At 65.4% G+C, this 12329-nt stretch carries 12 protein-coding genes; 6 read left to right on the forward strand and 6 right to left on the reverse strand.

Going from position 1 to position 12329, the window contains the following annotated elements; genetic code table 11:
- Positions 1-83 precede the first annotated feature (83 nt).
- From AC2FNA_RS06995 to AC2FNA_RS07020, 6 genes are read right to left on the reverse strand one after another with little or no spacing between them, the layout of a single operon-like run.
- Positions 84-359: a hypothetical protein gene (locus tag AC2FNA_RS06995; RefSeq protein ID WP_496825313.1), complete on the reverse strand. Its 276-nt coding sequence runs from the start codon at positions 357-359 to the stop codon at positions 84-86.
- Positions 356-967, reverse strand: coding sequence for a glycerol-3-phosphate 1-O-acyltransferase PlsY (plsY, locus tag AC2FNA_RS07000; protein WP_496825314.1), 612 nt, complete (start codon positions 965-967; stop codon positions 356-358). The genes AC2FNA_RS06995 and plsY overlap by 4 nt, the downstream gene beginning before the upstream one ends.
- Positions 967-2247: a dihydroorotase gene (pyrC, locus tag AC2FNA_RS07005; RefSeq protein WP_496825315.1), complete on the reverse strand. Its 1281-nt coding sequence runs from the start codon at positions 2245-2247 to the stop codon at positions 967-969. Before pyrC ends, plsY begins: the two co-directional genes overlap by 1 nt.
- The gene (locus AC2FNA_RS07010) at positions 2244-2630 is read right to left on the reverse strand and encodes a hypothetical protein (RefSeq protein ID WP_496825316.1); all 387 of its coding nucleotides are present in this window, start codon (positions 2628-2630) and stop codon (positions 2244-2246) included. Before AC2FNA_RS07010 ends, pyrC begins: the two co-directional genes overlap by 4 nt.
- Positions 2615-3139 carry a hypothetical protein gene (locus tag AC2FNA_RS07015; protein WP_496825317.1) on the reverse strand — a complete coding sequence of 175 codons (525 nt, stop codon included), beginning with the start codon at positions 3137-3139 and terminating at the stop codon, positions 2615-2617. The genes AC2FNA_RS07010 and AC2FNA_RS07015 overlap by 16 nt, the downstream gene beginning before the upstream one ends.
- Positions 3136-4071 carry an aspartate carbamoyltransferase catalytic subunit gene (locus AC2FNA_RS07020; RefSeq protein WP_496825318.1) on the reverse strand — a complete coding sequence of 312 codons (936 nt, stop codon included), beginning with the start codon at positions 4069-4071 and terminating at the stop codon, positions 3136-3138. The genes AC2FNA_RS07015 and AC2FNA_RS07020 overlap by 4 nt, the downstream gene beginning before the upstream one ends.
- A gap of 745 nt (positions 4072-4816) precedes the next feature.
- Here AC2FNA_RS07020 and AC2FNA_RS07025 point away from each other — a divergent pair.
- The 6 genes from AC2FNA_RS07025 (at position 4817) to AC2FNA_RS07050 (ending at position 12327) form a co-directional block, all read left to right on the forward strand.
- Complete coding sequence (locus AC2FNA_RS07025) at positions 4817-5602, forward strand: uracil-DNA glycosylase (protein WP_496825319.1); 786 nt, start codon at positions 4817-4819, stop codon at positions 5600-5602.
- Positions 5602-6201, forward strand: a complete 600-nt coding sequence (locus AC2FNA_RS07030) for a metallophosphoesterase family protein (RefSeq protein WP_496825320.1) — start codon at positions 5602-5604, stop codon at positions 6199-6201. The genes AC2FNA_RS07025 and AC2FNA_RS07030 overlap by 1 nt, the downstream gene beginning before the upstream one ends.
- Positions 6198-6818, forward strand: a complete 621-nt coding sequence (locus tag AC2FNA_RS07035) for a LysE family translocator (protein WP_496825321.1) — start codon at positions 6198-6200, stop codon at positions 6816-6818. The genes AC2FNA_RS07030 and AC2FNA_RS07035 overlap by 4 nt, the downstream gene beginning before the upstream one ends.
- A 4-nt stretch (positions 6819-6822) precedes the next feature.
- Positions 6823-7365 carry a molybdenum cofactor biosynthesis protein B gene (gene moaB, locus AC2FNA_RS07040; RefSeq protein WP_496825322.1) on the forward strand — a complete coding sequence of 181 codons (543 nt, stop codon included), beginning with the start codon at positions 6823-6825 and terminating at the stop codon, positions 7363-7365.
- A 96-nt stretch (positions 7366-7461) separates the two neighbouring features.
- The gene (locus AC2FNA_RS07045; RefSeq protein WP_496825323.1) at positions 7462-8919 is read left to right on the forward strand and encodes an efflux RND transporter periplasmic adaptor subunit; all 1458 of its coding nucleotides are present in this window, start codon (positions 7462-7464) and stop codon (positions 8917-8919) included.
- 6 nt (positions 8920-8925) lie between these two features.
- Positions 8926-12327 carry an efflux RND transporter permease subunit gene (locus AC2FNA_RS07050; protein WP_496825324.1) on the forward strand — a complete coding sequence of 1134 codons (3402 nt, stop codon included), beginning with the start codon at positions 8926-8928 and terminating at the stop codon, positions 12325-12327.
- Positions 12328-12329: the final 2 nt, after the last annotated feature.

Consider the following 12329-nt stretch of genomic DNA (forward strand, 5'->3'; position numbering starts at 1 on the left):
CTGGGAGATCCCCCGATCACGTTCAAAGCAACTCTTTTTGAGTGGGCGTGTTGTGTGGGTGAGCACGTCGGGAGCAGCAGGACCTAGCCCCGGTTTCCCTCGCGGCGCAGCTGGCTTAGAAAGTTCAGGACCTTGTCCAGCGGCATCTCGCAGGGCGCCAGCCGCGGTCCTGCGGTCAGGTCGTAGAAACAAAGGCTGATGTAATCGTTGCTGCCGCGCTCGTGCGCGACCAGCTTGATCGAGCGTCCCCCCGCAAAGACGGTCTTGCAAACCAGATAGCGCTTGCCTCCGGACCGACCGTGATGCGTGCCGAGCGGCCAGTTCCGCAGACAGGTCAGCGCCGCCGGGATGGGGGTCAACTGGATTTCTGTCCGATGCGCGGCTCGGTGCCGGCCTTGAGGCGGGCGATATTGGCGCTGTGACGCCAATAGACGAGCAGGGTCAACGCGATGCCTAGGAACAGCGTCGTGCCATGGCCAAGAAAGACCAGCCACAGCGTCGAGCTGGCCGCCGCTGCCAGCGCGCTGAGCGAAGAGATGCGGGTGGCTAGGGCAACGACCAGCCAGGTCAGACAGCAGGCGATGCCGACAGGCCAGGCCAATGCCAGCCACAGACCCAGAAAGGTGGCGACTCCCTTGCCCCCCTTGAAGCCCAGCCAGACCGGATAGCAATGGCCCAGGAACGCTGCCAGCGCCGCCAGTTGTGCGGCATCCTCGCCAGCGAACACCCGCGCCAGCAACACCGCCAGCGCCCCTTTACCGCCGTCCAATAGCAGGGTCAGTGCCGCCGCCTTCTTGCTGCCGGTGCGCAGCACGTTGGTGGCACCGATATTGCCCGAACCGATCTGGCGAAGGTTGCCCAGACCCATGATGCGTGACAGCAGAAGTCCAAAGGGGATCGAACCCAGACCGTAGCCGATCAAGGCCCAGAGGATCAGCGCATTGGAGGCGGTATCGATTGGGGGCATCAGTCTCTCCGATAGACGGGCAGGCCCGCGACATAGGTTGCCAGCACCCTACCTTGCATCCGCTGGCCGTCAAACGGAGTGTTCTGCGATTTCGATTTCAGCGTGAACCGGTCCAGTACAAAGGGTACATCCGGGTCGAACAGCACCAGATCGGCGGGTGCCCCCGCGCTCATCCGTCCCGACGCCAGCCCCAGCCGCCGCGCCGGGTTCAGCGCCATGGCCCGGAACAGGGTCGGCAGGTCCAGTTGGCCCGCGTGGTAAAGCCTGAGTGCCGCTGGAAGCAGGGTTTCCAGCGCCACCGCACCACTGGCGGCCTCCTCAAAGGGCAGCCGCTTGCTTTCCTCGTCCTGCGGCGTGTGCATGGAACTGATCGTGTCGATCAGGCCCGTACGCACCGCCTCGATCACCGCCTGCCGGTCGTCTTCGCTGCGCAGGGGCGGCTTGACCTTGAAGAAGGTGCGATAGCCCGACACATCCAGTTCGTTCAGCGTCAGGTGGTGGATCGAAGTGCCAGCCGAGATATCAAGTCCGTTCTTCTTGGCCCGTTCCAGCGCGGGCAGGGCGCGCGCCGTGGTGATCTGGTCGGCGTGGTATTTCGCTCCCGTCATTTCCAACAGCGCGATATCGCGATCCAGCCCCATCCGCTCGGCCATGGGCGACACGGAGGGCAGGCCATAGAGCGCCGCGAACTTGCCGCTGGTGGCCGCCGCCCCCTCGCTCAGCCCCGGCTCCTGAGGATGCGCGATGACCAGCGCGCCGCAGGACTTGGCATAGGTCAGCGCGCGGGAAAACACCTTGGTATTGGCGACCACATGGTCGCAATCGGTGAACGCCACCGCGCCCGCATCCAGCAGGAACCCGATCTCGGTCATCTCGCGGCCCTGCCGCCCCTTGGTCAGTGCCGCCATCGGCAGCACATTGACCGGCGTGTCCGCCTGCGCCCGGCGGGTGACAAATTCCAGCGCTTCGGGCGTGTCGATGGCCGGGTTGGTGTCGGGGCGGGTGATGATGGTGGTGACACCGCCCGCCGCCGCAGCCTGTCCTGCCGACTTGTAGCTTTCCTTGTGGCGCTCGCCCGGTTCACCCACCTTGACGCCGATATCGACGATACCGGGGGCCAGGCACTTGCCGCCGCAATCGACCACCTCGACATGTTTGGGCACTCCGATCTCGTGGCCTTGCGCCACGATCCGCCCGCCCTCGACCAGCAGCGCGCCGCGCTCGTCGGTGCCCGCCTCGGGGTCGATCAGCCGGGCATTGGTGAAGAGGATATCGCTCATATCATCGCCCTTTCGATGGCGGTCTTGGTGGCGGCCGGGTTCGCCTGGTATTTGATCAGGTGCTTGTCACCGCCCTTGGTGACCACCTGAACATAGCTGCCCATGGTGCGCACGGTTTCGATCTGAGAGAGCGGAACACGAGGGCCAGGCCCGCTAAGTGTGCCCTCAGAGATCTCCCACACCACCGCCAGTTCTTCGGATGCAAGGTACCAGCCGCGCAGGGCAATCGCCGCCAGCCCCGCCGGCGCACCGGTCCAGATATATGGGTTGCCTAACGCCCAAAGCACTGCCATTGCACCACCCATCGCAATCGCTGCCATCCAGGTGTGATTGCGCAGATAGGCTTGCCTGTCCGCGACAAATCGGATCACAGGATCAGCCATGCCAGCCCCGCGATGATCAGAGTCATGATGATGACAAACAGGGTGAGACCGATCTTACTGGCCTTGCGCCGTGCTGCGCGCGGTGACAGGCGGGGCGCGGAATGCGGCAGGGCGCTGGCGGTCTCTATCGAGGTGCCGGACCAATCAGTCCCGGCCTCGCGATACGTCCCGATGGGCTTGAGCATCGCAGGCAGCGGCAGGTCCAGCGCCCGCCCTTCAAAGGCCCGGCTGCGCAGCATCAGCACCCAACCGGTACGCGCCCGCAACTCTGCCCGGTCGAACTGATCCTCGGGCACGCCAAGCCCCTCGGCCAGATATCCATCAAGGCCCAGTTCCTCTAGATCCGAAATAGGGAAAACCTCGACCTGATCCATGTCGAGCGTCTCGGCCCCCAATAGCTGCGCCACCGCACCCGGCTCTTGCAGGAACCGCGCCTCCTCGGGCCGCATGTCGAGGGAATAGAGGCGGATCATGCCATGCTCGTTTGCGGATACATTCAGCCGGGTCATGCGGCCTCTCGCAGGTTGCGGGCCAGCAGTTCCATCGCCGCCATACGCACGGCGACGCCCATTTCCACCTGTTCCTGGATCACCGAGCGGTTGATGTCGTCGGCCAGCGTTCCGTCGATCTCGACCCCCCGGTTCATCGGGCCGGGATGCATCACGATGGCGTCCGCCTTGGCCAATCCGAGTTTGTCGCGATCCAGCCCGTAGCGGTGGTAATACTCGCGCTCAGACGGGATGAAACCGCCATCCATCCGCTCGCGCTGAAGGCGCAGCATCATCACCACGTCGACGTCTTTCAGCCCCTCGCGCATGTCGTCATAAACCTCGGCGCCGAACTCGGCGAAGTGGGCGGGAACCAGCGTCGGCGGGCCGATCAGGCGGATCCGGTTTTCCATCTTGCCCAGCAGGATCAGGTTCGAGCGGGCCACGCGGCTGTGGGCGATGTCACCACAGATGGCGATGTTCAACCGGTGCAGCCGCCCCTTGGCCCGGCGGATCGTCAGCGCGTCCAAGAGCGCCTGTGTCGGATGCTCGTGCCGCCCGTCGCCCGCGTTCAGCACCGCGCAATTGACCTTCTGCGCCAGCAGGTCCACGGCGCCCGAATGCGGATGCCGCACGACAAGCAAGTCGGGATGCATCGCGTTCAATGTCATCGCGGTGTCGATCAGGGTTTCGCCCTTCTTGATCGAGCTTGCCTGCATCGACATGTTCATCACATCCGCGCCCAGCCGCTTGCCCGCCAGTTCGAAACTGGCCTGTGTGCGGGTGGAGTTTTCAAAGAACATGTTGATCTGGGTCAGCCCCGACAGCACGTCGGAATGCTTGGCCGATTGCCGGTTCAGGTCCACATAGGTCTCGGCCAGGTCCAGAATGGCGGTGATATCGGCGGGAGACAGCTGTTCGATGCCAAGCAGGTGTCGGTGGGCAAATGACATGGGCGGCTCCGGTCAGGCGATTGCGCCGCTTATAGAAAGCGCGCGGGCCGGGGGCAATACGGCCTGTCGCCTCAGTCGGAAGGCGCACAGCCCCCTTCGGGCAGGCAGAACTCGCCGGGTTTGCACCATTTGCCTTGCCCGCAATCAATGGCCTTGAGCGGGACACAGCCCCGTTCGGCCGAGCATTTGAAGCCGGGGCGGCATTGCGAACCGGTCTCTTCGCAAAGGAACCAGCCGACGCGACTGCATCCACCTTCGGGGAGGCATTGAGTGCCTGCCGGGCAGACCCGCCCGTCCTTGCAGGGCGTGTTTGTCGGGAGGTCCAAGTCGCGTGAAGTGATAGGAACACATCTGCCACTGGCGGTGCAGGTCATGCCGGGGCCGCAGGTCAGGCCCGATTGGCAGCTGCCGTCTCCCTTGGGGGCACAGCCTGTACCGCCCGCCACACATTGCTCGAACGGGCCGCACGAGCGCCCACCGCCGCAATAGGTCGCGCCCAGGGGGATGCAATAGCCGTCCCAGGTACAGGTCTGCGCCCCTGAACAACAGCTTGTCGCGCCGCACCGAAAGGTTCCGGGCGGGCAATCGCCGGTTGCGGCGCCAGCAGGAAGCGTGGCGCAGAACCAGAGCAGAACGGGTAACTGCCAGATGTGAAACCGGAACATGACCCCATGCTCAGACCCGGCGCGCGCGCTGTCCAGCCCAATCCGCTTTCCCTTGCCGCAGGGACGGTTAGATTGGGGGCATGGAATCGGCACTTGACCCTCATACCGCGCTGGCCCTGCTGCAATGGCAGGTCGAACTGGGTGTGTCCGAGACGATCCTGGATGCGCCGCTGGATCGCTATGCGCTGACCGAGACCGAACCGCGCCAATCTGCGCAGGCGACGTCCGATCCGCGTCGCCCTGCGATGCCCGCGCCGCCTCCCAAGGCGCCCGAGGTCGACCCGGCCCAAGAGGCTGCGCGCGCCGCGCGAGCGGCAGCTTCGCTTGATGCCTTGCGTGCTGCGCTGGCCGAGTTCGAGTATTGCGAATTGAAACGCGGGGCGCGCAATCTGGTCTTTGCCGATGGTGTGCCCGGTGCACGGGTGATGATCATTGGCGAAGCGCCGGGCCGCGACGAGGATCGCGAGGGCCGTCCCTTTGTCGGCCGGGCCGGACAGCTGCTGGACCGGATGCTGGCGGCGATCGGCCTAAGCCGGTCGGAAAGCGTCTATATCACCAACGTCCTGCCCTGGCGGCCCCCGCAGAACCGCGACCCGTTGCCGGTGGAAATCGGCATGATGAAGCCGTTTCTGGAACGGCATGTGGCATTGGCCAAGCCCGAGGTGCTGGTGTTGATGGGCAATATCAGCTGCGAAACGGTGCTAGGGCGACGCGGGATTACCCGGTTGCGCGGGCAATGGACCCAAGCCATGGGCCTGCCGGTGCTACCGATGTTTCATCCGGCCTATCTGCTGCGTCAGCCGCAGATGAAGCGGCAGGCCTGGGCCGATCTGCTGGAGCTTCAGGCGAAACTGAGGGAGGCGTGATGCGCATTCTGGCCTTTTCCGATCTGCACATGGCGCGCGCCCGGGCCGCCGATCTGGTTGCCGCCAGTCTTGAGGCCGATCTGGTCATCGGGGCGGGCGATTATTGCAACGGCCGGCAGGGGCTGGATCAGGCGATGGCGATGCTGGCCGGGATAATGGTGCCGCTGGTGCTGGTGCCCGGTAACGCCGAAAGCGCCGACGAGCTGCGCGCCGCCGCCCCCGATGGTGCCCATGTGCTGCACGGGTCCGGTGTGCGGATCGACGGTCTGCGTCTGTTTGGTGTGGGGTATGGCGTGCCGCCCACCCCCTTTGGCGACTGGTCCTGCGACCTGACCGAGGGCGCGGCGGCCGAACTGCTCGACCGCTGCACAGGTGCCGATATCCTTATCACCCATTCGCCGCCCAAGGGGATCGGCGATGTGACCGGAACAGGGCTTTCGGTCGGGTCTACCGAGATCCGCGACGCTATCGAACGGGTTCAGCCAAGGCTGGCGCTGTGCGGACATATTCATGACAGCTGGGGGGCCGAAGGCATGATTGGGCGCAGCCGCGTCGTCAACCTTGGTCCCACAGTGAACTGGTTCGAGATACCGGCATGATCGATCCGGTCACCTTGCTTACATTCGTCCCCGCCGCGCTCGCGCTGAACCTGACACCGGGGGCCGACATGATGTTCTGTCTCGGGCAGGGGCTTCGCGCGGGTCCGCGCGCGGGCTGGGCCGCCAGCGCCGGTATTTCGGCGGGTGGCATGGTGCATGTTTCGATCGCGGGACTGGGTCTGGGGGCTGCGGTGCAGGCGATGCCCTGGCTGTTCGACGTGATCCGCTGGGCCGGGGTTGCCTATCTGCTCTGGCTGGCCTGGGGCGCGTTGCGGCAAGAGTTCAGCGCATCCGAGGTGCCGGCACGCCCTGCGCGCCGCGCCTTTCGTGACGGAATGCTGGTGAACCTCACCAACCCCAAGGTGATCCTGTTCGTTCTTGCCTTCATCCCGCAATTCATCGACCCGGCTGCCGGGCCGATCCTGACGCAATTTTTGACATTTGGCCTGGTGATCGCGATTGGCGGATTCATCGTCAACGGTATGGTGGGCCAGTTCGCTGGCGGGTTGGGCAGACGGCTGACCGGCGATCCGCGATTGGGCCGTCTGCTAAGCCATCTCACCGCCGGCATTTTCGCCGCGCTGGCGCTGCGGCTTGCCCTGCTAGAAAGGACCTGACCCCTTGTCCCGCATCGACGAAAACCTTGACTTCATCCCGGTCCGTATCGCGGTGCTGACCGTGTCGGATACCCGCTCGATCTCGGAGGACCGCTCGGGCCACACTCTGGTCGACCGGATCGCGCGGGCGGGACACATTTTGGCCGACCGGCGTATCATCCGGGACGAACGCGCCCAGATTGCCGACCAGCTGCGCGCCTGGGTTGCAGACCCTGAGATCGACGTGATCATCTCGACCGGTGGCACCGGCCTGACCGGGCGCGACGTGACCGTCGAGGCCCATCGCGACGTCTATGAAAAAGAGATCGAGGCCTTTGCCACCGTCTTTACCCTGATCTCGATGGAAAAGATCGGTACCTCGGCGGTACAGTCACGCGCCACGGGTGGTGTGGCGGGCGGCACTTATCTGTTCGCATTGCCCGGCAGCCCCGGTGCCTGCAAGGATGCCTGGGACGGAATTCTGGAAAAACAGCTGGATTATAGGCACCGGCCCTGCAATTTCGTGGAAATCATGCCCAGATTGGACGAACACTTGCGACGGAAATAGCTTTGCGACCCGTTCAAGCACTTGGGGCTTGGCGTTTTTCCATGCGCTGCTAGTTCTGTTACAGTGCGATCCTGAGCGAGCGGGGTGCGAAAACCGATGCGATTTCTGCGGCAGAGCCTTTTGGGTGTCTTTCTGGCTTCGGTGGCGCTTGCCCTGCTGATCTGGGCCGGACAGCTGGTGATGGAGGCGGTGCAGGTCAGAATGGCCGGCGACCGCAAGCCTCCGGCGGCGCGCGAACGGGTCTTTGCCGTCAACGTGCAGCGTGCCGAATACGGCACCGTCACCCCGGTTCTCGAAGCCTTCGGTCAGGTGCAGAGCCGCCGCACTCTGGAACTGCGTGCCGCCATGGGCGGACGGGTGATCGGCCTGTCGGACAGTTTCGTCGAGGGCGGTGCGGTCGCGATGGGCGAAGTGCTGGTGCGCATCGACCCGGCCAAGCCGCAGACCGAGCTGGACCGCGCGCGATCCGACCTGATGGATGCCGAGGCAGAGGAACGCGATGCCGCAAGGGCGCTGATCCTGGCCGGTGACGAGTTGCAGGCCGCCGAGGATCAGTCCGCGTTGCGGGCCCAGGCGATGAAGCGGCAGCGGGACTTGGTCGAACGCGGTGTCGGCAGCGCCGCCGCCGCCGAGACCGCTGAACTGGCCGATGCCCAGGCGCGGCAAGCCGTTTTGGCGCGGCGTATCGCGGTGGCCCAGGCCGAGGCACGGGTGGATCAGGCTGCGACCCGGTTGGCCCGCGCCCGACTGGCTCTGGAACAGGCCGAGCGCGATCTGACCGAAACCGAGGTCACCGCCCGTTTCGACGGCACGCTCAGCGGTGTGACTCTGGTCGAGGGGCGGTTGGTGGCTGTGAACGAGAAACTGGCGGAACTGATCGATCCCAACGCACTCGAGGTGGTGTTCCGGGTCTCGACAGCACAGCATACGCGCCTGCTGGATGCGGCGGGTCGGCTGATCGGCGCGCCGGTTGAAATCGAACTGGATGTGGCCGGGGCCGATCTGACCGCTACCGGAACCGTCAGCCGCGACAGCGCGGCAGCGGGTGAGGGGCAGTCGGGCCGGGTGATCTATGCCCGTCTCGATGCGGCGCCGGGGTTCAAGCCCGGCGATTTCGTCACCGTCCGTGTCGAGGAACCGCCGCTGGCCGACGTGGTCCGCCTGCCGGCCTCGGCGCTGGACGCGGCGGGCACGGTGCTGGTTCTGGATAGTGAGGACCGGTTGGAACAATTGCCTGTCACCTTGATCCGGCGGCAGGGCGATATGGTGCTGCTCCGGGGCGCGGGGCTCGCCGGGCGGGAGGTGGTGCTGGGCCGCACGCCGCTCTTGGGTCCCGGTATCCGGGTCCGCCCCTTGCGGGACGAGGCGAAGGCGGGCAGCCCCGATCTGTCGATGCTGGAGCTGAGCGACGAGCGCCGTGCCCGGCTGGTGGCGCTGGTCGAAGCCAATGAGCGGATGCCTTCGGAAGTGAAGGCCAAGGTGCTGGGTCAGCTCGCCGAAACCCGCGTTCCCGCCGGGCTGGTGGCCCGGCTGGAAGACCGGGCCGGGGGCTGATCCGCGATGGTGCGCGGCATCCCCAGCGCGGCGGGCGGCTTGCTCAGCTATTTCACCCGGCACCGGACGGCGGCGAACCTGCTCTTGATGGTGCTGTTGGTGCTGGGCGCGGCGGCGATCCCCAACATGCGGGCGCAGTTCTTTCCCGATGTGATCGTGCAAAGCGTTTCGGTCAACGTGGAATGGGAGGGCGCCGGCCCCGAGGATGTGGACAGCGCCATCGTACAGGTGCTGGAACCAGCGCTGCTTGCGGTCGACGGGGTGGAAAGCACCACCGCCAGTTCCCGCGAAGGGCGCGCCGATATCGAACTGGAGTTCGAGCCCGGCTGGGACATGTCTCAGGCCGCCGACGATGTGCAGGCCGCTGTCGACGCGGTCACCACCCTGCCCGAGGATGCCGAGGACCCGGCAGTCCGCCGGGGCGCCTGGCGTGACCGGGTGACCGATGTGGTGATCACCGGGTCGGTCGGTCCACAGCAACTGGCGCTCTTTACAGACGAGCTGATCGTGCGCCTGTTCGAGATCGGCGTTACCCGTACCACCATTCGCGGCATCGCCGCGCCGCGCACGGTGGTCGAGGTGTCCTCGGCCAAGCTGATCGCAAACGATATCTCGATGAACGAGATCGCCACGGCCATTGCGGCCGAGGTCACCGGTGATCCGGCGGGCGATGTCTCGGGCGCCAATGCGCGTATCCGGACGGGGGTGGAAAAGCGCAGCCCCGAGGATATCGCGGGCATTGTGCTGCGCTCGAACCCGGATGGATCCAAGCTCAGGATCGCGGATGTCGCCCAGATCCGGGTCGAAGGCGTCACCCGCGATCGAGCCTATTGGGTTGGCGACCAGCCGGCCATGTCGATCCGGGTTGACCGGTCCGACCGGGGCGACGCGATCCGGGTACAGAAGCAGGTCGCCGAGGTGGTCGAGCGGATGCAGGCCAGCCTGCCCCAGGGCGTCACCATGCAGCTGATCCGCACCCGGTCCGAGGCGATCAGCGACCGCCTCAACATCCTGGTCGACAACGGGCTGATGGGGCTGGGGCTTGTGGTGATGCTGCTGTTCCTGTTTCTGAATGCGCGCACCGCCTTTTGGGTTGCGGCAGGGATCCCGGCCTCGATGTTTGCGGCCATCGCGCTGATGTATGTCGGTGGGTTGACCATCAACATGGTGTCGCTCTTTGGCCTGATCATCACGCTGGGCATCGTGGTGGACGATGCCATTGTCGTCGGCGAGCACGCCGATTTTCGCGCCCGGCGACTGGGCGAACACCCCGTGGTCGCCGCCGAGACCGCCGCGCGCCGCATGGCGATGCCGGTCTTTGCCGCGACGCTGACCACGATCATCGCCTTTTTCGGCCTGACCGCGATTGGCGGCCGGTTCGGCGAGCTGATCCGCGACATCCCCTTTACCGTGATCGCGGTGCTGGCGGCCTCGCTGGTCGAGTGTTTCCTGATCCTGCCCAACCACATGTCCCATGCCATCGCCCATTCGGCCAAGGAACATTGGTATGACTGGCCCAACCGGGTGGTAAATCGTGGCTTTCGCTGGCTGCGCGATCACCTGTTCCGGCCCTTTGTAGGCTGGGTGGTTCATGCCCGCTATGTGGTGCTGGCCGCGACCGTCGCCGTGCTGGCCAGCCAGGCGGCACTGTTCATCACCGGCGATGTGCAATGGCGCTTCTTCAACGCGCCCGAGCGTGGCTCGGTCACCGGCAATTTCATCATGGTCGAAGGCGCCACGCGGGCCGACACGCTGGAGATGATGCGCGAATTGCAGCGTGCCACCGAGGAGCTGGGCCGCATCTACGAAGAACGCCATGGCCGCAACCCGATCGACTATGTCCTGGCCGAGATCGGCGGCAATGCCGGACGCGGTCTCGCAGGGGCCGAAACCAAGGATGCCGATCTGTTGGGCGGTATCTCGATCGAGCTGATCGACGCCGATTTGCGCCCCTATTCCAGTTTTGCCTTTGTTGGTGAGTTGCAGGATTTCGTCACCCGTCATCCCAAGGTCGAAACGCTCAGCTTCCGAGGCTGGCGCTCGGGGCCGGGTGGCGATGCGCTGGACGTGCAGTTCTATGGTGCCTCGGCGCAGGTGCTCAAGGCTGCGTCGAACGACCTTCAGGCGGCGCTGTTGCGCTATCCCGAGGTCTCGGCGGTCGAGGACGATCTGGCCTATGACAAGGAAGAGGTCGTGCTGGACCTGACCGCGCAGGGTCAGGCGCTGGGCTTTACCGTCGATGCGCTGGGCCGGGCGCTCAGGGCGCGGCTGAACGGGATCGAGGCGGCCACCTATCCAGATGGCCCGCGCAGCGCCGAGATCCGGGTGGAACTGCCCGAGGGCGAGCTGACCGCTGATTTCCTGGAACGCACGCTGATGCGGGCGCCTGCCGGGGTCTATGTGCCGCTGGCCGATATCGTTTCGGTCAGCCAGCGCACCGGGTTTTCGACCGTTCGGCGCGAAAACGGCATCCGTCGGATCTCGGTCACCGGTGATATCTCCGAGGACGATCCGGCGCGGGCCACCGAGATTTCGACCGCGCTGGAAACGCAGATCCTGCCGCGAATCGCCAGTGAACGTCAGGTCGAATGGCGCATGTCGGGGTTGAGCGAGCAGGAGGACACGTTTCTCTCCGAAGCGGCGACCGGTCTGACCCTCTGCCTGACCGGCATCTACCTGGTGTTGGCATGGATCTTTGCCAGCTGGACCCGGCCGCTGGTGGTGATGGCGATCATTCCCTTCGGCCTCGTCGGCACAATCTGGGGCCATTACATCTGGGAGGTTCCGCTGAGTATGTTCACGGTGGTGGGTCTTTTGGGCATGACCGGCATCATCATCAACGATTCCATCGTGCTGGTGACAACCATCGACGAGTATGCCGAGAGCCGGGGGTTGCTGCCCTCGATCATTGACGGGACGGCCGACCGGTTGCGGCCCGTTTTGCTGACCTCGCTGACCACGGTGCTAGGCTTGGCTCCGCTGCTTTATGAAAGCTCGCAACAGGCGCAGTTCCTGAAACCCACAGTGATCACGCTGGTCTATGGTCTGGGCTTTGGCGTGCTTCTCGTGCTGCTGGTGGTGCCGGCGCTGCTAGCGGTGCAGAACGATGTGGCGCGCCCCCTGTCGGCGTTGCGCCGAGCGCTCCGTGGCGGGGCGCCGCTTGCGAGGGCGGCAGTGGCGGTGAGCGGTACTCTGACACTGGCATGGCTGGGTGCCACGGTGGCCTGGGTTGCGGTGACCGGCGCGCTGCCCGCTTGGCTGCTGGGGACGCTTCCGTCGCTGCAGGGGGTGGCACCGATGCCCGCCGCGCTGGCGCTGTTCATCGGAGGTGCACTGGTGGTGTGCCTGCTGGCAATGGCGGTCTCGGCCCTGATCCTGATGCGAAGCGGTGGACGCAAACCGGCCTGAGC

The organism is Ruegeria sp. YKSD163 (assembly GCF_059612905.1).